This window comes from Streptomyces sp. NPDC017095 (assembly GCF_044332325.1).
GTDB lineage: Bacteria > Actinomycetota > Actinomycetes > Streptomycetales > Streptomycetaceae > Streptomyces.
The window spans coordinates 32,812-56,604 of record NZ_JBIROU010000024.1 but is presented as its reverse complement, the minus strand read 5'-3'; the positions used below and the strand labels follow the sequence as shown (position 1 = coordinate 56,604).

18 protein-coding genes are annotated in these 23,793 nt (G+C 75.3%); 7 read left to right on the top strand and 11 right to left on the bottom strand.

The window, feature by feature from the left end; all coding sequences use genetic code 11:
• Nucleotides 1-84: 84 nt before the first annotated feature.
• The 3 genes from ACH4OA_RS32480 (at nt 85) to ACH4OA_RS32470 (ending at nt 5,716) form a co-directional block, all read left to right on the top strand.
• Complete coding sequence (locus ACH4OA_RS32480) at nt 85-1,248, top strand: exonuclease SbcCD subunit D (protein WP_397941400.1); 1,164 nt, start codon at nt 85-87, stop codon at nt 1,246-1,248.
• Nucleotides 1,245-4,238 (top strand): AAA family ATPase, encoded by a 2,994-nt coding sequence (locus ACH4OA_RS32475; RefSeq protein WP_397972963.1) that lies wholly within the window; start codon nt 1,245-1,247, stop codon nt 4,236-4,238. Before ACH4OA_RS32480 ends, ACH4OA_RS32475 begins: the two co-directional genes overlap by 4 nt.
• Nucleotides 4,239-4,387: 149 nt before the next feature.
• The gene (locus ACH4OA_RS32470; protein WP_397972961.1) at nt 4,388-5,716 is read left to right on the top strand and encodes a hypothetical protein; all 1,329 of its coding nucleotides are present in this window, start codon (nt 4,388-4,390) and stop codon (nt 5,714-5,716) included.
• 39 nt (nt 5,717-5,755) lie between these two features.
• Here the strand turns inward: ACH4OA_RS32470 and ACH4OA_RS32465 are convergent, their stop codons facing one another.
• The gene (locus ACH4OA_RS32465) at nt 5,756-6,202 is read right to left on the bottom strand and encodes an Lrp/AsnC family transcriptional regulator (RefSeq protein WP_365875704.1); all 447 of its coding nucleotides are present in this window, start codon (nt 6,200-6,202) and stop codon (nt 5,756-5,758) included.
• A gap of 94 nt (nt 6,203-6,296) precedes the next feature.
• Here ACH4OA_RS32465 and ACH4OA_RS32460 point away from each other — a divergent pair, with 94 nt between their 5' ends.
• Nucleotides 6,297-6,773 carry a rhodanese-like domain-containing protein gene (locus ACH4OA_RS32460; RefSeq protein ID WP_397972958.1) on the top strand — a complete coding sequence of 159 codons (477 nt, stop codon included), beginning with the start codon at nt 6,297-6,299 and terminating at the stop codon, nt 6,771-6,773.
• 28 nt (nt 6,774-6,801) lie between these two features.
• Here the strand turns inward: ACH4OA_RS32460 and ACH4OA_RS32455 are convergent, their stop codons facing one another.
• The 6 genes from ACH4OA_RS32455 to ACH4OA_RS32430 form a co-directional block, all read right to left on the bottom strand.
• A complete protein-coding gene (locus ACH4OA_RS32455; RefSeq protein ID WP_397941407.1) occupies nt 6,802-8,040 on the bottom strand; it encodes a cytochrome P450 in 1,239 nt (412 codons plus the stop codon).
• Nucleotides 8,041-8,070: 30 nt separating this feature from the next.
• A complete protein-coding gene (locus ACH4OA_RS32450; protein WP_397972955.1) occupies nt 8,071-9,462 on the bottom strand; it encodes an NAD(P)/FAD-dependent oxidoreductase in 1,392 nt (463 codons plus the stop codon).
• Nucleotides 9,452-9,682 carry a ferredoxin gene (locus tag ACH4OA_RS32445; protein WP_397972952.1) on the bottom strand — a complete coding sequence of 77 codons (231 nt, stop codon included), beginning with the start codon at nt 9,680-9,682 and terminating at the stop codon, nt 9,452-9,454. Before ACH4OA_RS32445 ends, ACH4OA_RS32450 begins: the two co-directional genes overlap by 11 nt.
• A gap of 151 nt (nt 9,683-9,833) precedes the next feature.
• Nucleotides 9,834-10,505 carry a hypothetical protein gene (locus ACH4OA_RS32440; RefSeq protein WP_397972950.1) on the bottom strand — a complete coding sequence of 224 codons (672 nt, stop codon included), beginning with the start codon at nt 10,503-10,505 and terminating at the stop codon, nt 9,834-9,836.
• 905 nt (nt 10,506-11,410) lie between these two features.
• Nucleotides 11,411-13,102 (bottom strand): DUF885 domain-containing protein, encoded by a 1,692-nt coding sequence (locus ACH4OA_RS32435; RefSeq protein ID WP_397972947.1) that lies wholly within the window; start codon nt 13,100-13,102, stop codon nt 11,411-11,413.
• Nucleotides 13,103-13,155: 53 nt separating this feature from the next.
• Nucleotides 13,156-13,641 (bottom strand): Lrp/AsnC family transcriptional regulator, encoded by a 486-nt coding sequence (locus tag ACH4OA_RS32430; RefSeq protein ID WP_365875717.1) that lies wholly within the window; start codon nt 13,639-13,641, stop codon nt 13,156-13,158.
• A 60-nt stretch (nt 13,642-13,701) separates the two neighbouring features.
• On the opposite strand from ACH4OA_RS32430, the gene ACH4OA_RS32425 reads away from it, so the two are divergent.
• A complete protein-coding gene (locus tag ACH4OA_RS32425; RefSeq protein ID WP_397941415.1) occupies nt 13,702-14,904 on the top strand; it encodes a trans-sulfuration enzyme family protein in 1,203 nt (400 codons plus the stop codon).
• Nucleotides 14,905-15,518: 614 nt separating this feature from the next.
• On the opposite strand, the gene ACH4OA_RS32420 is transcribed toward ACH4OA_RS32425, so the two are convergent.
• The 3 genes from ACH4OA_RS32420 to ACH4OA_RS32410 all read right to left on the bottom strand — a co-directional run bounded on the left by ACH4OA_RS32420 (nt 15,519) and on the right by ACH4OA_RS32410 (nt 19,612).
• On the bottom strand, nt 15,519-16,931 hold the full coding sequence (locus tag ACH4OA_RS32420) for a GNAT family N-acetyltransferase (protein ID WP_397941416.1): 1,413 nt from the start codon (nt 16,929-16,931) through the stop codon (nt 15,519-15,521).
• A gap of 145 nt (nt 16,932-17,076) precedes the next feature.
• The gene (locus ACH4OA_RS32415) at nt 17,077-18,663 is read right to left on the bottom strand and encodes an alkaline phosphatase D family protein (protein WP_397972944.1); all 1,587 of its coding nucleotides are present in this window, start codon (nt 18,661-18,663) and stop codon (nt 17,077-17,079) included.
• A 118-nt stretch (nt 18,664-18,781) separates the two neighbouring features.
• The gene (locus ACH4OA_RS32410; RefSeq protein ID WP_397941420.1) at nt 18,782-19,612 is read right to left on the bottom strand and encodes an alpha/beta fold hydrolase; all 831 of its coding nucleotides are present in this window, start codon (nt 19,610-19,612) and stop codon (nt 18,782-18,784) included.
• A gap of 224 nt (nt 19,613-19,836) precedes the next feature.
• Here ACH4OA_RS32410 and ACH4OA_RS32405 point away from each other — a divergent pair, with 224 nt between their 5' ends.
• Both ACH4OA_RS32405 and ACH4OA_RS32400 read left to right on the top strand, forming a co-directional pair.
• Nucleotides 19,837-20,718 (top strand): RNA polymerase sigma-70 factor, encoded by an 882-nt coding sequence (locus ACH4OA_RS32405; RefSeq protein ID WP_397972942.1) that lies wholly within the window; start codon nt 19,837-19,839, stop codon nt 20,716-20,718.
• 274 nt (nt 20,719-20,992) lie between these two features.
• Entirely contained in the window at nt 20,993-21,754 is a 762-nt protein-coding gene (locus ACH4OA_RS32400) for a GntR family transcriptional regulator (protein WP_397941422.1), read from the top strand.
• Between the two features lie 824 nt (nt 21,755-22,578).
• Here the strand turns inward: ACH4OA_RS32400 and ACH4OA_RS32395 are convergent.
• Nucleotides 22,579-23,733, bottom strand: a complete 1,155-nt coding sequence (locus ACH4OA_RS32395) for an ROK family transcriptional regulator (protein WP_365875731.1) — start codon at nt 23,731-23,733, stop codon at nt 22,579-22,581.
• Nucleotides 23,734-23,793: the final 60 nt, after the last annotated feature.

Genomic DNA, 23,793 nt, shown 5'->3' with positions numbered 1-23,793 from the left:
CGCCCCTGGGGGTGGGCGGTCGTGACGGGCCGGTACGGGAGTAACCGCCCGTGATGTCAGACCCGGCGGTTAGTCTCGGGGCCCATGAGACTGCTGCACACGTCGGACTGGCACCTCGGCCGGGCCTTCCACCGGGTGAACCTGCTCGGGGCCCAGGCCGAGTTCATCGGTCACCTCGTCACCACCGTGCGTGAGCGCGAGGTCGACGCGGTGGTCGTGTCGGGCGACGTGTACGACCGCGCGGTGCCCCCGCTCGCCGCGGTCGAGCTGTTCGACACCGCCCTGCACCGGCTCGCGGACCTCGGCGTGCCCACGGTGATGATCTCCGGCAACCACGACTCGGCCCGCCGCCTCGGCGTCGGCGCCGGACTCATCGACCGCGCGGGCATCCACCTGCGCACCGAACCCTCCGCCGCCGGCACTCCGGTGATCCTCCAGGATGCCCACGGCGAAGTGGCGTTCTACGGCCTGCCGTACCTCGAACCGGCCCTGGTGAAGGACGAGTTCGGCGTCGACAAGGCCGGCCACGAAGCCGTGCTCGGCGCCGCGATGGACCGCGTCCGCGCCGACCTCGCCGGCCGCGCGCCGGGCACGCGCTCCGTCGTCCTCGCCCACGCCTTCGTCACCGGCGGCCAGGCCAGCGACAGCGAGCGGGACATCACCGTCGGCGGGGTGGCCGCCGTACCGGCCGCGGTCTTCGACGGCGTCGACTACGCGGCCCTCGGTCATCTGCACGGCTGCCAGACCCTCACCGAGCGCGTGCGCTACTCCGGCTCGCCGCTCGCCTACTCCTTCTCCGAGGCCGGGCACCGCAAGAGCATGTGGCTGGTCGACCTGGACGCGGACGGCTCGGTCACCGCCGAACGCGTCGACTGCCCGGTGCCGCGCCCGCTCGCCCGGCTCCGCGGAACCCTGGAGGACCTGCTCGCCGACCCCGCGCTGAGCGGCCACGAGGACGCCTGGGTCGAGGCCACCCTCACCGACCCGGTCCGCCCGGCCGACCCCATGGCCCGGCTCACCGAGCGCTTCCCGCACACCCTCAGCCTGGTCTTCGCCCCCGACAGGGCCCCCGACGACCCCCGGGTGTCCTACGCCCGGCGCCTCGCGGGCCGCAGCGACCAGCAGATCGCCCAGGACTTCGTCGCCCATGTGCGCGGCGCCGGCCCCGACGAGCACGAGGCGGCCGTGCTGCGCGAGACGATCGACGCCGTGCGCGCCGACCACGCCGTGCGGGAGGTGGCCCGGTGAGGCTGCACCGGCTCGACGTCACCGCCTTCGGGCCCTTCGGCAACGCCCAGCGCGTCGACTTCGACGCACTGTCCGCCGCCGGGCTGTTCCTGCTGCACGGCCCGACCGGCGCGGGCAAGACCTCCGTCCTGGACGCCGTCTGCTACGCGCTCTACGGCTCCGTCCCCGGCGCCCGGCAGAGCAGCCAGGGTGCCGGGCTGCGCAGCGACCACGCCCCGCCCGGCACCCGCACCGAGGTCCGCCTCGAACTGACCGTCGCCGGACGCCGGCTGGAGATCACCCGGCAGCCCCCGTGGGAGCGGCCCAAGCTGCGGGGCACCGGCACGACGGTCGACAAGGCCCAGACCTGGTTGCGCGAGCACGACGCCCGCTCCGGCACCTGGAAGGACCTCAGCCGCTCCCACCAGGAGGTCGGCACCGAGGTGGAGCAACTGCTCGGCATGAGCCGCGAGCAGTTCTGCCAGGTCGTCCTGCTGCCCCAGGGCGACTTCGCGCGCTTCCTGCGCGCCGACGCCGAGACCCGCGCCCGGCTCCTCGGCCGGCTCTTCGATACCCAGCGCTTCGCCGACGTCGAGAAACGGCTCGCCGAACGCCGGCGCACCACCGAGGCACGGGTGCGCGAGGGCGACACGGCGCTGCTCGCCGACGCCCACCGCATGCAGCAGGCGGCCGGTGACGCCATGGAGCTGCCCGAGCTGGCCCCCGGCGACCCCGGCCTCGCCGACACCGTCCTCGGCGCCGCCGCCGTCGCCCGCAGCACCGCCCGGGAACGCCTCGCCGTCGCCCGGTGCCGCCTGGCCGCCGCCGAGTCCGCCCATGCCGCGGCCCGGACCGCGCTGGAGGAGATACGCGAACGCGCCCGCCTCCAGGCCCGGTACGCCGAGGCCCGGCAGCGCGCCGAAGCCCTCCGGGAACGGGCCGGCGCCCACGGCGAGGACGAGGAGCGCATGGCGCGGGCCCGCAAGGCGGAGGCGGTCGCGCCCGCGCTGGAACTGCGGGAGGAGGCCGACGCCGCCCACCGCCGGGCAGCGGAAACCGAGACCCGCGCGCGTGCCCTGCTCCCCGCCGCCCACGCCGGCGCGGACGCGGGCGGACTCGCCGCCGCCGCCCGCCGCACCGCCGAGGAACTGGGCGGCCTGGACGCGGCCCGGCGCGCCGAACGCCGGCTCGCCGAACTCGCCGCCGAATACACCGGACTCGACCGGCAGGAACGCGCCGACGAGGACGTGCTGCGCGAGGCCGACGCCTGGCTCGACGGCTGGGAGTCCACCCGCGCCGCCCTCCAGACGCGCGTCGACACCGCCCGGGAAGCCGCCACCCGCGCCGAACAGCTCGCCGTCCAGCGCGACCCGATGCGGCGCCGGCTCCAGGCCGCCCGCACCCGGGACGCCCAGACCACCGAGCTGGAACGGGCGGCGCAGCGCGCGCGTGAGTCGGAGCAGCGCGCCCTGGCGGCCCGCGCCCACTGGCTCGACCTCAAGGAACAGCGGCTGGCCGGCATCGCCGCCGAGCTGGCCGCCCGCCTCACCGACGGCGAGCCGTGCGCGGTCTGCGGAGCCACCGCGCACCCCGCGCCCGCGCGCAAGGTCGCCGGCCACGTCGACCGCGAGACCGAGGACCGCGCCCTCGCCGCCTCCCGCCGGGCCGAGGAACAGCACGCCGAGGACGAGCGGCACGCCGGCCGGCTCCGTGAGACCCTGGCCGCCGCGGGCGCCGAGGCGGGCGACACCGCCACCGCCGACCTCGCCGCCGAGGCCGAGCTACTGGAGCGGGAGTACGCCCGCGCCCGCCGCGACGCCTCCGCCCTGCACGCCGCCCAGGAGGAACTGCGGCGCGCCGAGCGGGAGCGCGAGCAGCGGCTCGCCGACCGCCAGCAGGCCGCCGTACGGGCCGCCTCCCGGCTCACCCGCCGCGACGCGCTGGAGCGCGAACAGTCCCGGCTGGAAGCGGAGTTGGCGCAGGCCCGCGGCAGCGCGGACAGTGTGGCGGCGCGCGCCGCCGAGCTGGAGCGGCTCGCGGCCCGGCTCACCGAGGCCGCCGACGCCGTACGGGCCGCCGAGGGCGCCGCCGAGCGGCTGAAGGAAGCCGACGCCCGCCTCGCCGACGCCGCCTACCGGGCCGGCTTCGACACCCCGCAGGCCGCGGCGGCGGCCCTGCTCGACCCCGCCGCCCACCGCGCGCTCCAGCACCGCCTGGACGCCTGGCAGCAGGAGGAGGCCGCCGTACGCGCGGTCCTCGCCGAGACCGCCACCGCGGCGGCCGCCCGGCAGCCGGCCGCCGACCCGGCCGCGGCCGAGCGGACGGCGGCCGCCGCCGAGCGGCGGCTGCGCGAGGCGGGCTCCGCGCGCGACGCCGCCGCCCGCTGCTGCGCCGAACTCGACCGCCTCTCCGCCCGCGCCGCCGAGGCGGTGCGCCGGCTCGGCCCGCTGCGCGAGGAGTACGACCGGGTGGCCCGGCTCGCCGCCCTCACCGCGGGCACCTCGGCCGACAACGAACGCAGGATGCGCCTGGAGTCGTACGTCCTGGCGGCCCGGCTGGAACAGGTCGCCGCCGCCGCGACCGCCCGCCTGCAGCGCATGTCGTCCGGCCGCTACACCCTCGTCCACTCCGCCGACCGCAGCGGGCGCGGCCGCAGCGGGCTCGGGCTGCACGTCGTCGACGCCTGGACCGGACGGGAACGGGACACCGCGACCCTGTCCGGCGGCGAGACCTTCTTCGCCTCCCTCGCGCTCGCCCTCGGCCTCGCCGACGTCGTCACCGAGGAGGCGGGCGGCGTCCGCCTGGACACCCTCTTCATCGACGAGGGCTTCGGCACCCTGGACGACCAGACCCTGGACGAGGTCCTGGACGTCCTGGACTCCCTGCGCGAACGCGACCGCAGCGTCGGCATCGTCAGCCACGTCCCCGATCTGCGCCGGCGCGTGCACGCCCAGCTCGAGGTCGTCAAGGACAGGACGGGCTCGTCGCTGCGCCAGCGCGGCACGCACTGAACGCACCGGCCCCGACCTTGATCACGAAACGGTAAGGTTCACCGGCTCCGCGGCTGCTTCGCACAACCTTCCGGCTCGGCGGGCCGTCCAACCCGCGCCCGGTACCGATCAAGGAGTACCGGTTCTCGTCCGTCCAGTTGGGGGATGTCATGAGTTCTGTCTCCGTCCGGCGCGTGCTGCGCCACGGGGCGTGTGCCACGGCCGCCGGGGCGCTGCTGGCCGCCGGTCTCGGCAGCGGGGTCGCCTTCGCCGACGACGCGCAGAGCGACCAGTTGTGGATCCAGGCCCCGTCCGAGCAGCCGGTCACCGCCGCCCCGGACGGCGGCACGGCGGAGTACCGGTCGCTGGCGCTCGGCCTCTACCACGACAACGACAACTTCACCGTCACCGGCGGCCGGCTGACCGTCGACGTCTCCGGGCTCGCCGGGGTCGCCGAGGTCGCCTGGCCCGGCACGTGCGCACCGGACGACGCCGGCACCGTCGCCGTGTGCGACACCGGCGACGTGCCGACCGGCTCCGGCGCCCAGGTGCGGCTGGAGGTGCGCGCCGCCGCCGGCGCCGCCGTGGGCGCGCGGGGCACCATCGCGTACTCCGCCGAGGCCACCGGGGGACCCGACGGCCGGCTCGTCGCCCCGGAGGGCGCCGAGACCGTCGTCACCGTCGGCTCCGGCCCGAACCTCGGTGTCGGCGCGTTGCGGAGCGTGTCCGGCGTCGCCCCCGGCACCAGCCTCGCCGTGCCGTTCACCGTCACCAACACCGGCGACGAGACCGCCCACGGCTTCAGCGTCAAGATGTGGGCCACCTACGGCCTCGACGTCGCGACCCGCTACCCGCAGTGCTCCTCCACCGGGCCGGACGACACCGACGACGAGTACACGCCCATGACCTATGTGACGTGCTCCTTCGACACCGAGGTGGCGCCCGGCGCCACCGTGGAGCTGCCGCAGCCGCTGCGGCTCGCCGTCACCGGCCACGCGCTGTACGAGCGGTTCGACTACGAGGTCCAGCCCGGCGGCGGCGCCACCGACCTCGACGGCTCGGACAACGGCAACTCCTGGAGCATCCGTGCCGCCAACACCGCCGACTTCGCCGTGCGCGGCACCGGGGTGAGCGGCGCGGCCGGCGACACCGTCACCGCCGCCTTCGAGTTCGCCAACCACGGCCCGGCCTGGGTCGGCAACGTCAGCTCCGGGGACCCGGTCGCCGTGCTCGACTTCGCCCTGCCGGAGGGCACCACCGCCCTCTCCGTGCCCGACACCTGCCACCCCGGGCCGTCCGCCGGCCACTACGCCTGCACCCTGCCGATGTGGGCCAAGCCGGACCTGACGGCCGGCTTCCCGTTCCGGCTCCGTATCGACCGGGTCGTCCCCGACGCGACCGGCCGCGTCGTCGCCCGGCCCGAGTTCGGCACGTCCTTCGCCTTCGACCCGGACAGCGGGAACAACACGGCCCAGGTCGTCGTCAACCCGTCCGCCTGACCGCGCCGGCACCGGGGGCCCGCGCCCCCGGTGCCGTGGTCAGCGGCCCAGCGGCCGCCGGGTCAGCGGGGAGGAGTACACGACACTCGTGGTCACCGAACCGAGCGCGCCGATCCGGCCCGCCACCTGCTCCAGGTGGGACATCGACCGCGCGGCGACCTTGATGACGAAGCAGTCGTCGCCCGTGACGTGGTGCGCCTCCAGGACCTCGGGCGTCGCGGCGACCAGGTCGTGGAACGGCTTGTAGTTGCCGTTCGGATAGCGCAGCCGCACGAACGCCAGGATCGGCAGCCCCAGCCGCTCGGGGTCGACCACCGCCGCGTATCCCTGGATGACGCCCGCCTCCTCCAGCCGCCGCACCCGCTCGGTGACGGCGCTCGGCGACATGGACACGGCCCGCGCCAGCTCGGCGTAGCTGACCCGTCCCTCGCGCTGGAGGACTTCGAGTATGCGCCAGTCGGTGGCGTCCGGGGAATACGCGGTCATCCCGGATGGATAGCAGGGAAAACCCCGGCAGGACAAGGGCAGGGCCGTGGATCGTCCCTTCAGGGAGCGGACCGCGGACCGTAGATTTCCCGTCATGATCAACCCCGTGACCGAGAACCCCGTCCTGCGTGTCGCCCCCGCCGCCCCCGCCGAGGCCGCCGCCTACTTCCGGGCGAGCCTCGCCTTCCACGCCGACGTCGCCGACGTGGCCGCCGCGCTCGCGGCCGGCGGCGACCCCGGCTTCGCCGTCGTGGACTGCCGCTCCACCGCGTCCTGGGACCAGGGCCACGTCCCCGGCGCCGTCCACCTGCCGACCGCGCTCATCCCCGGGCAGGCCGGACGGCTCCTCGACCCCGCCGTGCCGGTCGTGACGTACTGCTGGGGACCCGGCTGCAACGGCGCCGCCCGTGCCGCGCTCGCCCTCGCCGAACTCGGCTACCAGGTCAAGGAGATGCTCGGCGGCTTCGAGTACTGGGCGCGCGAGGGCTTCGGCTACGACACCTGGCGGGGCCCGGCGCGCCGGGACGCCGACCCGCTGACCGCACCCGTCGACGGGGCGTGCGGCTGCTGACCCGCGGGCGCGCGGGCCGGCGCCCCGCTCAGCGCAGCCCGTCGAACGCGATGTTCAGATGGCGGGGGCCGCGCAGCACCGCGTTCGGGCGGTACGGCGGCGGGTCCTCGACCAGGCGCGGGTTCTCCAGCCGCCGGGCCAGCTCGGACAGCGCGATCTGCGTCTCCAGCCGGGCCAGCGGGGCGCCGAAACAGCTGTGGATGCCGCTGCCGAACCCCAGGTGCCGGATGTCCCCGCGGTCCGGGTCGAACCGCTCCGGGTCCTTGAACCGCTCCGGGTCCCGGTTGCCCGCGGCGAGCACCAGCCAGATCCGCGACCCCTTCGGGATCGTGACCCCGCGCACCTCGATGTCGGTGATGCAGGTGCGCTGCGGTACGAGCTGCACCGGCGGCTCGTACCGCAGCAGCTCCTCCACGATGTTGACCGACAGCCCCGGATCGTCCCGCAGGCGCCCGAGGATCTCCGGGTGGCGCAGCAGGGTCAGCATGCCGTTGGTGATCAGGTTGACCGTCGTCTCGTGACCGGCGATCAGCAGCAGCACCGAGGTGCTGAGCACCTCCATCATCGTCATCGAGCCCTCCGGGCCCTCGCTGTCGACCAGGTCGGACAACAGGTCGTCCCGCGGCTCCTTGGTGCGCTGCTCGACCAGCCCGGCCAGATACATGCCGAGCCGCATCCGCGCCTCCTGCGCCGCCCGCTGGGCCTCCGCCTCCGAGCCCTGCCGGGCGACGGGGTCGAGGCTCGCCACCAGCGGGTCCACCCAGGTGCGGAACTGCGGTTCGTCCTCCCGGGGCACGCCGAGCAGCCGGCAGATCACCGTCACCGGGAAGGGATAGGCGAACTGGTCGACCAGGTCGATCCGGCGCGCGTCCCCGAAACCGTCGATCAGCTCGGTGACGATCTCCCGCATCTGGCCTCGCATGCCCTCGATCCGTCGCGGCCGGTGCGGCGGCCCGAAGGCGCTGTTGGCGATGCGCCGCAGCCGGTCGTGCTCGGGCGGGTCCAGCCGCAGGAACGACGGCGGCAGCCCGCCCGTCTCCTCCCGCTGGCCCAGCTCGTCCTCCCCGGCGGCGGCCAGGTTGGCGGCGTCGGAGCTGACCCGGGGATCGTGCAGCAGCGCCTCGATGTCGTAGTAGGAACTGATGAGGTACGGTCCGCCCTCCTCCTCGTGCAGGACCGGGGTCTCGCGGAGTTCCGCGTACAGCGGGTAGGGATCGGCGCGGTTGTCGAAGTCGGTGATCCGGTGGGCCATCGAGGCGTGCGGCATGGCGGTTCCTTACGGCGTCGGGGCCGTGGGTCAGTGGCGGGAGGGGTGGAAGACCAGCTGCTGGTCGGCCGGCGAGTAGCCGCTGAGGGTCACCATCGGGCCGTGGGTCGGCAGCGACGGGTCCGGGAAGCCGGCCGGCACCGGCTGCCGGCCCTCGGGACGCCGGTCCATCGTCGGGAACTCCACCGGGAACGGCGCGCCCCGCTCGATCTGCCGCTGGTAGAACTCCAGCCACCGCGTGTGGTCGAAGCTGACGGCGGCCACGACCCGGCCCTGGTGGCCGTAGACGCCGACGAACCGGCGCTCGGCCGCCGAACCCTGCGTGATCATGATCTGCTCGCCCATCGGCGGCACCCCGACCGACTTGATGTTGACCCCGAACATCGACGACCAGAAGGCCGGCATCCACAGGTGCGGCCGCCGGTCCGTGCCGTGGCAGATCATGTTGTGCGCGGCCGTCTCCGCCTGGGCGACGGCGTTGCCCCAGTGCTCCAGCGACAGGAACTGGTAACCGAACAGCGCGTGCGGGGAGCGCGCCACGTCACCCGCCACGAAGACGTCGTCCGTGACGATGCCCCGGAAGTCGAAGGCACGGCAGCCCGCGTCACAGGCGATGCCCCGGGGCCCGGCGCCCAGCCCCGACCCGGTCAGCCACTCGGTGTTGCGCTGCGAGCCCAGCGACACCACGACCACGTCCGCCTCGACGACGCTCTCGTCGGACAGGTGCACGGCCCGCACCCTGCCGACCGTGTCGCCCTCCAGGGCGGTCACCGTGACATGGGTGCGCAGGTCCACGCCGTTCTCGACGGCGAGGTCGGCCGCGACCGCGCCCACGACCCCGCCGAGCGCGCCCACCAGCGGCGCGCCCGCCCGCTCCGCCACGGTCACCGGCAGGCCCATCTCCCGGCACGCCGAGGCGACCTCCGAACCGGCGAACCCGGCGCCGATGACGAACACCCGGCGCGGCCCCGCCTTCAGCCGCCGCAACAGGCCGGCCGCGTCCTCCCGGGTGCGCAGCACGCACACGCCGTCCAGCCGGGCCTCCTCCTCCTTCGACCACGGCCGGGCGCGCACCCCGGTGGCGATGAGCAGCCGGTCGTACTCCACCTCGTCCCCGTCGGCCAGCCGGACCCGCTTGGCCGCCAGGTCCAGCCCGGTCGCCGCGACCCCGAGGCGCCACTTGGCGTCCGTGTCCCAGCGGTGCGGCAGCTCGGTGTGGTGCGGGGAGGCCATCCCGAGCAGCACGGCCTTGGACAGCGGCGGCCGGTCGTACGGCTCGTGCGGCTCGTCACCGATCAGCGTCAGCTCGCCGGCGAAGCCCTCGGCGCGCAGCGTCTCGGCGGCCCGCAGTCCCGCCAGCGAGGCGCCGACGATCACGATCCGGCCCTCCCGCCGGAGCCACTCCACGTAGTCAGCGGCCATCGGACGCCTCCCCGGCCCGGCCCGTGCGGGCCAGGCCGTCGGCGGTGATCGCCTGCACCGGGCAGGCTGCGACGGCCCGCGCCAGCTCCTCCCGCTGCTCCTCCTCCGCGCGCGGGTTGTAGATCAGCGACTCCTCGCCGTGCATGGCGAAGACGTCGGGCGCGAGGAACGCGCACTGCGCGTACCCCTGACACTTGTTGAGATCGACGACGAGCCTCATCGACGCTCCGCTCTGTCGGTGGCGAGGTCCGGCGCACGCCCACGGCTCGCGCGGGCGGCATCCGGACGGCGGTCTTCCCCGCTCGCCAGCATGCGAGGACGCGCCGGGTGCCCGCGCGCCGGGCACGCCGATCGAGTGAGCGGCCGGCGCCCTACGCGGCGTCCGGGCGCGGACCCTCCCGGCGGCCGACCGCGAGGAGGTACCCGCTGATCAGCAGCGACCACGCGGGGAAGATCAGCTCCGCCCACGGCACGTTCGACGACACGAACAGCAGCGTCGGCGCGGTGAGCGCACCCGCGACGGTGAGCGGGCGCGGCAGCACGCCGAGGCGGTGGCCCATGACCGAAAGTGAGGACACGAACACGGCCGCCATCCGCATGGCGTAACCCGTCATCAGCGTGTACGCGAAGTGCCGGCCGAACTCCCAGGCCGCCGCCGGCGGTGGTGGGCCCACCGGGTGGGACACCGCGAGCACCGCGCCGGCCGCCGCCGCGGCGCCGAACATCGTGGCGGTGAAGACCAGGGCGCTGCCCAGGAAGACGGTGGCGAGGAACTTGTCCTCGGCCGCGCCGACGTGCGCGCGCACCGCGCCGGTGAACCACAGGAAGAAGATCCCGGCGAACGGCACGAGCGCCAGGGCCGCACGCAGCGCCGTGCGGCGCCCGGAGTCCGCGGGCCCCGGCACGGCCGTGTCGGCCCCTTCCGGAAGACCCAGCCTGAGCAGCACGATCGCCGCCGCCAGGAGCAGCGCGAAAACGACTCCGGCGAGCCCCGCGGCGCGCGGCGCGCGCAGCGCGTCCTGCCCCGACCCGCTGCTTCCCATGCCCGGCCCGCCTTCCCGCGTCGGCCCCCGGCTACCAGCCAGCCGCCCGCGCCGCGTCCGCGCCACCGGGGGACGGCCGGACGGCGGAGCGGGGGTGCTGGGCTGAGCGCGGTCGCCGGTGCTGCGTGCGCGTTCGGGGGAGAGGGCCGGATGGCCGAGTGGGGCGGCCGGGCTGAGCACGGTCGCCCGCGTCGCGTCCCTGTCAAGGGAGGCGGTCGGACGGCTGAGTGGCCCGTCGCGCCGGGCCCAGTCGCCCGTGCCGCGTCCGCGTCAGGGGAGACGGCCGGTCGGCCGAGCGGGGCCGCCGGGCCGGGCGCAGTCGCCCGTGCCGCGTCCGCCTCAGGGGAGACGGCCGGACGGCCGACTGGGCCCGCCGGACTGAGCGCGGTCACACACGCCATCGGGGGACGGCCGGACGGCTTGGCCTGTCGGGCTGAGTGCAGTCGTCCGCGCTACCGAAAGCGGCCGGATTGCCGAGTGGGCCCGCTGGGCTGAGTGCAGTCGCCCGTGCCACCGGGAGATGGCCCGGGCGGCCGAGTGGGCCTGCCGGGCCGAGCGCGCTCGCCCGCACTACCGGGAGATCGCCGGATGGCCGAGCGGGCCCGTCGCGCCGAACGCAGTCGCCCGCGCTACCGGGAGATGGCCCGGGCGGCCGAGTGGGCCTGCCGGGTCGAGCGCGCTCGCCCGCACTACCGGGAGATCGCCGGATGGCCCAGCGGACCCGTCGCGCCGAACGCAGTCGCCCGGCCACCGGGAGATGGCCCGGGCGGCCGAGTGGGCCTGCCGGGTCGAGCGCGCTCGCCCGCGCTACCGGGAGATCGCCGGATGGCCGAGCGGGCCCGTCGCGCCGAGTGCAGTCGCCCGTGCCACCCGAGGCGGCCCGGCGGGCCCTCGCCGCCCGGCCGTCAGAGGCGGGACAGTTCGTCCAGCAGGTCGTCCAAACCCAGGGAGCCCTGCGAGAGCGCCGCCATGTGCCAGGCCTTGAGGTCGAACGCGGCACCGTGCCGCGCGCTCGCCCGCTCCCGGCCCAGCAGCCAGGCCCGCTCGCCCAGCTTGTAGCCGATCGCCTGGCCCGGCATGGTCAGGTACCGGGTCACCTCGCTGTCCACGAAGTCGGCCGGGCGGCTGCTGCGTGCCGCGAAGAACTCCTGTGCCAGCCGGGGCGTCCAGCGCTCGCCCGGATGGAACGGCGAGTCGGCCGGGATCTCCAGCTCCAGGTGCATGCCGATGTCGACGATCACCCGGATCGCCCGCATCATCTGCGCGTCCAGATAGCCGAGCCGCTCCTCCGGGTCGCGCAGATAGCCCAGCTCGTCCATCAGCCGCTCCGCGTACAGCGCCCAGCCCTCGACGTTGGCGCTGACCATGCCGACCGACGCCTGGTAGCGGGAGAGGTCCTCGGCGACGTGCGTCCACTGCGCGAGCTGGAGGTGATGGCCGGGCACGCCCTCGTGGTACCAGGTCGACACCAGGTCGTAGACCGGGAACCGGGTGAGGCCCATCGTGGGCAGCCAGGTGCGGCCGGGCCGGGAGAAGTCCTCCGACGGCGAGGTGTAGTAGGGCGCCGCCGCGCCGCCGGCCGGCGCGATGCGCGACTCCACCCTGCGCACCCGCTCGGCGAGATCGAAGTGGGTGCCGTCCAGCTCCTCGATCGCCTGGTCCATCAGCCCCTGGAGCCACTCCCGGACCTCGTCCACGCCCTCCACGTGCCGGCCGTGCGCGTCCAGGTGCGCGAGCGCCGCCCACGGTGACGCGGCACCCGGCAGGACCTTCTCCGCCTCCTGCGTCATCTCGCCGAGGAGCCGGTGGAACTCCGCCCAGCCGTAGGCGTACGCCTCGTCCAGGTCCAGCTCCGTGCCGTTGAAGTAGCGGGCCCAGCGCGCGTACCGCTCCCGGCCGACCACGTCCGGGGCGCCCTCGACCGCCGGCGCGTACACCTCCCGCAGCCAGTCCCGCAGTCCCGCCACGGCGCCGGTCGCGGCCCGCGCCGCCTCGGCCAGTTCGGCGCGCAGCGCCTCGGGGCCCGCGGCGGCGAACTCCTCGAACCAGCCGCGGTCCGCGCCGTCCGGGCCCGCCCACTCGGTGAGCTGGCCGATGAAGGCGTCCGTCGGCCGCGGCGCCGCGAACAGACCGCGCTCCAGGCCGAGTAGCAGCGACTCCCGGTAGCCGGCGTACGCGTCCGGGACCGCCCGGAGCCGCTCGGCGATCGCCGCCCAGTCCTCCTCCGTCCGCGCCGGGGTGACCGTGAAGACGTCCCGGACCGCGTGGCCGGGCGTGTGCATGTTGCCGACCTCACGCAGGTGTTCGCCCGCCTCGTGCATCGCGAGTCCGGCCGTCAGCCGCTCCCGCAGCAGCCGCCCGCAGCGCCGCTCCACGTCGCTGTCCGCGCCGGGCCGCCGCTCCGCCTCGGCCAGTTCCGCGAGCGTGGCCCGGGCCAGCTCCGCCCGCGCCTCGGCGCCCGCGGGCGAGTAGTCGGGCAGCCTGCTCGAACTCTCCCGCACACCGAGGTAGGTCCCGGTCACCGGGTCGAGGGCGAGAAGCCGGTCCACATAGGCGTCGGCGACCTGACGGGGCAGCGGGTTCGGAGTCTCAGACATGCCGCCCATCCTGGTACGGCGGCGATCTCCGCGTCACCCACGTACGGGGGGATTCAGCTCTCGGCGTGGCCGGGCGGCAGCATCGGCCCGCACTCCCACTGCTGGAAGATCAGCCGGGTCTCCACCCGGGCCACCTCGCGCCGCGCCGTGAACTCGTCCAGCACCAGCCGCTGGAGGTCGGCCATGTCCGCGACCGCCACGTGCACCAGATAGTCGTCGGGCCCGGTCAGATGGAACACCGTCCGTGCCTCCGGCAACGCCCGGATCCGCTCCACGAACGGGCCCACCAGCTCCCGCCGGTGCGGCCTCACCTGCACCGACAGCAACGCCTGGAGGCCGCGGCCCAGTTTGGCCGGATCGAGCCGCAGCTCGTAGCCGAGGATCACGCCCGAGCGGCGCAGCCGGGCCACCCGGTCCAGACAGGTCGACGGTGCCACGCCCACCTGTGCGGCGAGATCGCGGTAAGTGGTCCGGGCGTCGTTCTGCAACAGCCGCAGCAGACGCAGGTCCACCGGATCCAGTACGACGGACTCGGCCATGTGCCGAACGTAACACGGTGTTCGGCCCCGGTGAACCGTTGGATGTTCACCCTTCCGCTCATGGACACAGCGAGCACCGGTGCCTACGACGGCGTACGCACCACGACCCGAGCCCTGGCCACCGAGGCCGTGCACGCCGGCCGCGACGACCTCGCCCGCCAGGGCCTGCACGCCCCGCCCATCGACCTGTCCACCACCTACCCCTCCTACGACAGCCGGGCCGAGGCCGCCCGCATCGACGCCTTCGCCGCCGACGGCGCGGACCCGGCCGGGCCGCCCGTCTACGGCCGCCTGGGCAACCCGACCGTCGCCCGCTTCGAGACCGCCCTCGCCCGGCTGGAGGGCACCGAGTCCGCGGTCGCCTTCGCCAGCGGCATGGCCGCGCTCAGCGCCGTGCTCCTCGCCCGGTCCGCCGCGGGGCTGCGCCATGTCGTGGCGGTCCGGCCGCTGTACGGGTGCAGCGACCATCTGCTGACCGCCGGTCTCCTCGGCACGGAGGTCACCTGGACCGACCCGGCCGGCATCGCCGAGGCGCTGCGCCCGGACACCGGGCTGGTGCTGGTGGAGTCCCCGGCCAATCCCACCCTCGCCGAACTCGACCTGCGGGCCGTCGCCCACGCCTGCGGCTCGGTCCCGCTGCTCGCCGACAACACCTTCGCCACGCCCGTGCTCCAGCGGCCGGCCGGGCAGGGCGCGCGGCTGGTGCTGCACAGCGCCACCAAGTACCTCGGCGGCCATGGTGACGTGCTGGCCGGAGTGGTCGCCTGCGACGAGGAGTTCGCGGGCCTGCTGCGGCGGATTCGGTTCGCCACCGGCGGGGTCCTGCATCCGCTGGCCGGCTATCTGCTGCTGCGCGGGCTGTCCACGCTTCCGGTGCGGGTGCGGGCCGCCTCCGCGAACGCCGCCGAGCTGGCCCGCCGGCTCGCCGGCGACCCGCGCGTGGCCCGGGTGCGCTATCCCCGGCTCGGCGGCGCGATGATCGCCTTCGAGGTGCACGGCGACCCGCACGAGGTGATCTCCCGGGTCCGGCTCGTCACCCCGGCGGTGAGCCTGGGCAGCGTCGACACGCTGATCCAGCATCCCGCGTCCATCAGCCACCGCATCGTGGACGCCGCCGACCGGCGCGGGGCCGGGGTGAGCGACCGGCTGCTGCGGCTGTCGGTGGGCCTGGAGGACGTGGACGACCTCTGGACAGACCTGGACCAGGCCCTGGGCACCCCACACCAACACCGCTCGATACCCCTGCGGGAGGCGGTGCGCTGAACGACCGGCATCGGGGGCCGACGTGCCCGCCGGGCAGTGCCGCGCCGGGGTCCGCGTGACCGCGGGTCCGGGTCCCGGTTGGGGCCGGGGTCCGGAGATCGCCGGGCTGGGTCCGGAGATCTCCGCGCGGAAGCTCGGATATCGCCGGGCCGGGGCCCGCGTGACGTGCGGGTCGGGGTCTGTGTGACCGCTGGGCGGGGTCCGTTTTCTGCGGGCCCGGCGTGGCTTCCGGGTCGGGGCTCGCGTGACCGTGGGGCCGGGTCCGGGTAGTGCGGGGCTGGGGTCAGGAGACCGCCGGGCCGGGGCCCGCGTGATCTCCGGGCAGAGGTCCGGATTCTGCCGGCCCGGGGCCCGGACACCGCCGCGCCGGGAGTCGGGCCCTGCGGGGGTGGGTCTCGAGTACTGCGGGGCCGGGCCCCGGGGATCGCCATGCCGGAGTCTGGAGAACCACCGCGCCGGGGTCCCGCACTGCCGGGCCCGGCCCCGGACACTGCGGGGCCGGGCCCCGGGGACTGCCAAGCCGGACCCTGGACACCGCGGCGCCGGTCCCGAGGGCTCGCCGCGCTGGGCCCCGGACCCGCCGGCAACACCGTCGGCCGGCCCTGCTACGGCGCTCAGCCGAGGTGGGGCGGGCTGGGCAGGGCCGCCGGGGCTGTGTCCAGGCGGGCTGTGATGACCAGTGTGCCCTCCTCGACCTGGTAGTCCAGCGGCAGTCCGAGGCCGCGCATCGCGGCGACCATGCCGGTGTTGGCCGCCTTGGTCACGGCGTACACGCTCGCGCAGCCGGCCTCCGCCGCCATCGCCACCAGGCGGCCGAGCAGTTCGCCGCCGACCCCCCGCTGCTGCCACTCGTCCTCGACCAGCAGCGCGACCTCCGTCTCGTCGCCGTCCCACAGCAGATGGCCGAGGCCGACGATCCGGCCGGCGGCGGTCTGCGCGGCCAGCGTCCGGCCGAAGCGGGGGCTGAGCAGGTGGTTCAGATAGCGGTCCGCGTCACCGACCGGGCCGTGGTAGCGCAGGCCCAGGGTGTGCGGCGAACACCGCTCGTGCATCGCCCGGGCCGCGGCCAGGGCCCCGGTGTCGATCCGGCGCACCGTGATGTCGGCGCCCTCCGGCAGCGTCAGCACGTCGTCCTGGTCACGCGGCATGCGCGGTCCGAGCCGGCCGTCCAGCTCCACCAGCGCCCGGGCGCGCGCGAACTCCGTCGGGGTGAACGGCAGATACGGCCGCTCCACGGTGAGCACACCGCCCTCGGGCGTCGGCAGCCGCAGCACGGTGTCCTCCAGGACGCCTTCGGCCGGCACCGGCGACGGACCCCCGCCGGCCGGGGCGGCGGGCAGCGACCGGATCGTGCAGCGGCCCAGCAACTGGCGGAGCGCCAGCGGAAGTTCGGAGGCGTCCAGGGCGGTGCGGGCGGCCAGCCCGAGGACCCGGGTGGGCGCGTCGACCAGATCGTGCGCGTCGGCCCGCTCGATCCAGGTGGAGCTGCCGCCGGCCAGCGCGACCGCGCGGGTGATCCCGGCCGCCGCCAGCGCGCCCGGCGCCCGCAGCAGGAACTCGTCCACCGTGCCGTCGGCCAGCGGGTGGGTCTGGAGGCTGAGGATGTCCACCCGCTGTCCGGCGAGCGCCGTGCACAGCGCGGCCAGGGAGCCCGGCTCGTCCTTGACCGTCGTCCGCATCCGCCACAGCGTGCCCGGGCCGGCCAGGCCGTCCGCGGGGTCGCCGGACCGCTCGGACCGCCCGGCCGGCCGCGCCGTGGCGGCCGGCCGGGCACCGGTATCGCTCACCGGCGGCGCGTGTCCGTGGCGGCGTGCCCACCACACGTGGAAGCCCGCCGTCGCGGCCAGCACGATCGCCGACAGCACGAGCAGGGCCGGGCCGTCCGGCCCGTGCCCGATCAGGTTGGCCACGGCGTCCGCGACCGCCACCGCCGTGAACAGCGCGGCGAGTTCGACGACGTCCCGCCGCCAGTGGTGGACGGGCCGCCCGTGCTTGGCCCGGGTCACGTCAGGCATGTCTGGAGTCATGCCGCCACTGTGCAGGAGAGGTGTTGCGTGATCACGAACTGATTGTGACCGATGGGTAAAGTATGCTCCGCCCCATTTATTGCTTTTTCTACGGCCGACCGGTCGTCCTCCTTGTTCCGGTCGCCCTCCTTTCGCCCCGTTCCCCCTACTGGCCGACCCGGCCCGGCTGGAGCGTCCGCGTGAACAGCACGGTGCCGTCCTGCTCCCGCAGCCGCACCGTCAGCTCGCCGCTGTCCCCGTCGATGTCGACCTCACCGAAGAACTGGTATCCGCCCGCAGGCGAGACGTTCGAGGCGGTGGGCGCCTTCACGAACACCCGCTCCGGACCGAAGGTGGTGTCCAGCGCGCTGGCCGGGAAGGCGCCGGCGTTCAGCGGCCCGGAGACGAACTCCCAGAACGGCTCGAAGTCGGTGAACGCGGCCCGCGACGGCTGGTAGTGCTGGGCCGAGGTGTGGTGCACGTCCGCCGTCAGCCACAGCGTGCCGGTGATCCGCCGGTGCTTGACGAACCGCAGCAGCTCGGCGATCTGCAGTTCGCGCCCGAGCGGCGCGCCCGGGTCGCCCTGGGCCACCGCCTCGAAGTTCGGCCGGTTCTCCGTCGCGTCCGGTACGACCAGACCGAGCGGCATGTCGGCGGCTATCACCTTCCACACCGCGCGCGACCGGGCCAGCTCCCGCTTGAGCCACTCCAGCTGCTCCCGGCCGAGGATGCCCTGCGGATCGGTGGTCTGGTCGTCGGGGGAGTTGGGGTTGCGGTAGGTGCGCATGTCGAGCACGAACACGTCCAGCAGCGGGCCGTGGCGCAGCACCCGGTAGACACGGCCCTCCTTCGCGCCCGGCCGCAGGGTGGGGATCGGGAAGTACTCGCCGAACGCCCGCCGGGCACGCGCCACGAGGACGTCGACGCTCTTCTCGGTGTACCGGGTGTCGGTCGTGGCGATCACCTCGCCCGGGTACCAGTTGTTGCGCACCTCGTGGTCGTCCCACTGGACGACCGAGGGCACCTGGGCGTTGAACCGGCGCAGGTTCTCATCTAGCAGGTTGTACCGGAAGTTGCCCCGGTACTCGGCGAGTGTCTCGGCGACCTTGGACTTCTCCTCGGTGGTGATGTTGCGCCAGGTGCCGCCGTCGGGCAGCGCCTGGGTGGCGGAGACCGGCCCGTCGGCGTAGACGGCGTCGCCGCTGTACAGGAAGAAGTCCGGGTCCAGCCGCGCCATGGCGTCGTAGATGCGGTAGCCGCCGAGGTCGGGGTTGATGCCCCAGCCCTGGCCGGCCAGGTCGCCCGACCACAGGAAGCGCACCCCGTCCCGGCGGCGCCGGGAGGCCGTGCGGAAGGTGCCGGTCACGGGCTCGCCGGTGCGGCGCGGGTCGTCCGGGTCGGCGAGCAGGACGCGGTAGTGGATCTGCTCGCCGGACGGCAGGCCGTGCAGCCGGGTCGTGCCGGTGAAGTCCGTGCCGGCGCCCAGCAGCGGGCCGTGCCAGCGGCGCGGGTCGCGGAACGACTCGGTGGGCGAGGTCTCCACGATCATCCGGGCGGGCCGGTCCGACCGCACCCAGACCAGCCCGGAGTCGGGGGTCACGTCGCCGGCCTGTACGCCCCAGCCCGCCCCGGGGCGGCCGGAGCGGGCGAACGCCGGGGCCGCGCCGAGGCCGGCGGGCAGGGCCAGGGCCGCCGACGCGGCGAGGGAGCCGCGCAGCACGCTGCGGCGGCCGGGGAACGGAAGGTGGGACATGGCTGTGCCTCCAGGGACGGGATCCGGCCAATGTGCACAGCCACACCTACGGGTGCGCCACGGCGCGCACGCGAACCGGAGGTGAACTCCCGCCGGACGGACGGCGTTCAGGTCCCTCTCAGCGGCTGCCGTCCAGGATCACCCGGGCGACCAGCGCCGGGTCGTCGTTCATGGGGACGTGGCCGCAGCCGGGCAGCCGCACCAGCCGCGCGTGCGGGATGAGCCGCTTGGCGCGGATGCCCTGGCGGCGCAGCAGGACCCGGTCCCGGGTGCCCCAGGCCACCGTGACCGGCACGCCGGGCAGGGCGTCGGTGAACCGGACGGTGCCGCCCGCCCGCAGGGTCGCCTCGAAACCGGTGGCCGTGGCGAGCGCCAGCGTCTCGGCGACCACCGCGTCCGGCGAACGGCGTGCGGGCCGGGCGTAGATGGTGCTGGTCAGCGCGGTACGGCCGGCGGCGGTCCGGGACAGCCGCGTCACCAGCGGCAGCGGCATCCGCCGGGCGGCGCCGCGCATCGCGAGCAGCACCGCGAAGGCGTAGCGCCGCTCCGCGTCGGACCAGAACCCTCCGGGGGACAGGGCGGTGACGGACCGTACGAGTTTCTCGCGGCCCAGCTCCAGTGCGAGCAGGCCGCCCAGCGAGTTCCCGGCGACATGCGGGCGGTCCAGCTCCAGCGCCTCGAACAGGGCCGCGAGCACGGAGTTGGTGGTGGACAGGTCGTAGGCCAGACCGTCCGGCAGCGCGGGCGACGCGCCGAACCCGGGCAGGTCGACGGCGACGACCTCGCGTTCGGTGGCCAGGATGTCCACGACCGGGTCCCAGGCCTGGAGATGGTGGCCGATGCCGTGCAGCAGGACCAGCGGCTCGCCGCGGCCGACGCGCGCGTAGGACACGGTCGCGTCGCGCGGGCCGTGCGGGGTGGGGACCTTGAAGGAGACGGTGGCGGACATGGGTGCTCCTCGTCTGGGCTGCTGACGGACGCCGTAGACAGCTTGTCAGCAATTACTACCAGCGGGTAGCCCCCGGGGGTCCAGGCATCCGCGGCCCATCGTGACCGGCAGTCGGGCCGCTGGTCCGGCGTAACGGCCGCACCCGGCCCGGTGTGATCGGGACCGCTTGCGGAGCCGGGGGTTCCGGGTGGACACTGGCAGGCGCGTCGGCTGGGATGGGTGCCGTGACCGCACAGTTCACCGACGTCTTCGAAGAACACCGGTCCCTGCTCACGGGTGTCGCGTACCGCATGCTCGGCCGGGTCGCCGACGCGGAGGACGTGGTCCAGGAGGCGTGGCTGCGCTGGTACCACGCCGACCGCGCGCAGGTCCGCGAACCGCGCGCCTATCTGGTGCGCGTCACCACCCGGCTGGCCATCGACCGGCTGCGCCAGGCGCAGACGCGCGCCGAGGCGTACGTCGGGCCGTGGCTGCCCGAACCCTGTCCCACCGAGTACACCGGCACCGCGCCGGACTCGGCCGAGCGCGCCGTGCTCGCCGACACGGTCTCGCTGGCCGTCCTGGTCGTCCTGGAGTCGCTGTCCCCGCTGGAGCGCGCGGTCTTCGTGCTCCGCGAGGCGTTCGGCTACCCGTACGCCGAGATCGCCGCCCTGCTGGAGCGGACCGAGCCCGCGGTACGGCAGCTAGCCGGCCGGGCCCGCCGGCACGTGGCCGAACGGCGCCCTCGCTACGACGTCGACCCCGCCCGGCGCCGCGACCTCACCGAGCGTTTCCTGGCCGCGGCGGCCGGGGGCGACCTCAAGGCGCTGATGTCCCTGCTCGCGCCGGACGTCCGGCTGGTCGGCGACAGCGGCGGCAAGGCCAAGGCGCCGCTGCGCGTCCTGCACACCGCCGAGAAGGTCGGCCGCTTCCTCGTCGGCGTCGCGCGCACCGCCCCGGCCGACCTGTCCTTCCGCGCCCTGGAGGTCAACGGCGGCCCCGCGCTGCTGCTCCTGTCCGGCGGGAAGCCCGACAGCCTGTTCCAGGCCGACGTCGCCGACGGCCGCGTCACCGCCGTCTACATCATCCGCAACCCCGACAAGCTCCGGCACCTACAAGGCCGCTGAGCCACCGCTCCGCGTGAGTCCCCGCCGTCCCGCGGGGGCTCACGTGCGCTCCGGGCCGCCTCCACCGTGAGGGTGGTGCCGCGATGTCAGCCACATGATCGCGCGCGAACCCTTCGTGAACGCTTTGCTGCCGACCGGCCAGGTACCGGCCAGGCGACCGAGGATTGGTCTTGACCAAGGGTGACGGCCGCCCTATGGTCGCAGAGAAGTGCAACAACCTTTAATAAACAAGGGCGCCAAAAACCGCCGGACCACGGCTCTCGCGGAGGACAGGGTGGGGACGACGCAGCTGGAATCGGTACCGGAACCGAAGTACTGGCATCTCAGGACCGTGCTCAGCGAGGCACTGGACTCGGAGTTCTCGGTCGGCGAGATCCTGCCCAACGAGCGGGAGCTGGCCGCCCGCTTCGGCGTGGCCCGCGCCACGCTCCGCCAGGCCCTGGAACAACTGGAGCTGGAGGGCCGGCTCCAGCGCCGTCGCGGGGTCGGCACGACCGTCGCGCCGCCGCGCGTGGGCGTGGCCGTCGACACCCGGCAGCACGAGTGGCCCGGCGCCGCCGGGGACGCCTGGCAGCCCGTCGACAGCGCGCAGGAGACACCGCCCGCCGCGGTCGCCGCCGCGCTGGAGACCGGCGCGGACGAGGCCGTCCACACCGTCCGCCGCTCCCGGACCTCCCACGGCCAGCAGGTCGCCACCGAACTGCTGTACATCCCGGTGGCCTCGGTGCCCGGCCTCACCGCGATCGACGCCCCGTCCGGCGCGGCACGCGCGCGTGCGGTGCTGCGGGAGCTTCAGCACCTGCCGCTGGAGGGCGAGGACCGCGCCGTCGAACTGGGCTCCGCGCGCGCGGACGACGCCAGGGCGCTCGACCGGCTCCCCGGCTCGCCCGTCCTCGTCGTCACCACGCGTTTCCTCGCCCAGGGCCGCACCGCCGCCCTCTCGGTGGCGACGTACCGCGCCGACACCTGCCGGCTGACCTTCGGCGACAGACCGGACGTGGAAATACGCCACGACCCGGAATGCCGCGCTTCCTGACACAAGCCGCACGCCTGGCCCCGGGCAACGCACCTCGGCGACCCGGGTTCACCCGTCACCAGAGGGCCGCACCGGCCAGGCGCCGGGCGGACCGGCAGGCGGCCGTGCCCGGCGGGCCGGCAGGCGCGAGGGCGGCGGGCCGCGCCTGACGGGCCGCTAGACGGCCGTTCGATGGGCCGGTAGACGTGGGGGCGGCGGGCCGTGCCAGGTGGGCCAGTAGACGGCCCGTACCCGGTGGCGGGTCGGTACGAGGGTGACAGCCGTGCCCGCTGGGCGGGTCCGCCAACCGCGGCCGGCCGGCACAGGACACCGATCGTGCCCCCGTGACCGGTCAGCGCTGGGGCGAGATCGCGTCCCGGCGGGCTGGTCGGCGCGAGGCTGCGGCCGAGCTGGGCCGACCGCTCGATGCGCGGGCGGCGATCAGACTCGGGTGTTGGTCAGCGGGGGCGACGATCGCGTCCCGGCGGGCCGGTCGGCGCGAGATTGTGACCACGCTCGGCCGGCCGCTCGATGCGCGGGCGGCGATCAGACTCGGGTCTTGGTCAGCGGGGGGCGACAATCGCGTCCGGAGGGGCCGGTTGGCGTGAGACTGCGAACATGCTGGGCCGGTCGCCCGACGCGCGGGCGGCGATCAGACTCGGGTCTTGGTCAGCGGGGGCGACGAACGCACCCCGGCGGGCCGGTCAGCGGTGGTGACGAACGTATCCCGGTGGGCCGGCCAGCCAGCCAACCGGGCGGCGGTCGCACCCCGGCGGGCGGTCAGCCGGGGCGACGCGCCCCGGTGGATCGGCCCGCGCCGGTGCTGGCCGTGCTCGGCGGGACCGTCAGCGGCGCGTCACCGTGCCGTCCACCGCGAACAGCTGCTCCTCCACATGGTCCAGTGCCAGGCGCAGCGCGCCCGAGGCGACGGCCGCCTCGCCCAGTAGCGACAGCGCGACCCGGGGCGGCCGCAGGCAGTAGCGGGCCAGCTCGCGGCGCAGCGGCTCCAGGACACCGTCCAGACCGGCCGCCCAGCCGCCCACCACGACCAGCTCCGGATCGAGCGCCAGCACCAGCGCGGCCACATCGTGCACGAGCCGCTGGATGAACCGCTCCACGGCCGCCCGGGCCCGCCGGTCACCCTCGCGCGCCAGCGCGAACACCTCGGCGACCGCCTGCTCGTCCAGCGGGTGCAGCGGCTCGTCGGTGGTGGACAGCAGCGCCTCCGGCGTCGCCTCCCGGCCCAGCAGATGCAGCGCGCCGATCTCTCCGGCCGCCCCGCCGTACCCCCGGTGCAGCCGCCCGCCGATCAGCGAGCCGGCCCCCGGGCTGAGTCCCGCCAGCACGAACACCACGTCGTCCGTCCCGGCCGCCGCGCCCTTCCAGTGCTCGGCGACCGCCGCCGCGTTGGCGTCGTTCTCCACCAGCACCGGACAGCGGAAGGAGCGGCTCAGCCGCTCCCCGAGCCGCAGCCCCGTCCACTGCGGCAGGGCCGTGCTCAGCCGGACCGTGCCGTCCGCCTCCACGATGCCCGGCGTGCCCACGCCCACCGCCCGCAGCGAACCCCGCGCGACCCCGGCCCGGCGCAGCAGCTCGGCGACCGCGCCGCGCAGCCGGTCGAGCCGCTCGTCCGCCGGGGCCGCCGCGTCCACCTCCTTGGCCTGCGCGCCGAGCACCCGCCCGTCCAGGTCGGACAGGAGCGCGGCCACCCGGTGCGGCCCGATCTCCAGGCCCAGCAGGTGCCCCGCCTCGGCCCGGAACCGGAACCGGCGGGCGGGCCGCCCCTGCCGCCGGGCGCCGCCCTCGTCGGCCGCCGCCTCCACCACGAGGCCGCCCTCGACCAGACCCTCCACCACGCCCTCGACGGTCGGCCGGGACAGTCCGGTGACCCGGGTGATCTCGGTGAACGTCGCGCAGTCCGTGGCACGCAGCGCGTGCAGCACCACCGCCGAATTGATCCTCCGCAGCAGCGAGGGATCGCCGCCGGTCAGCTGCCCCACCGTCCGTCCTCCCAGCTCGCAGGCGTGTTGGCCGGATCGTACTCGTCCCGGGGCACCCCG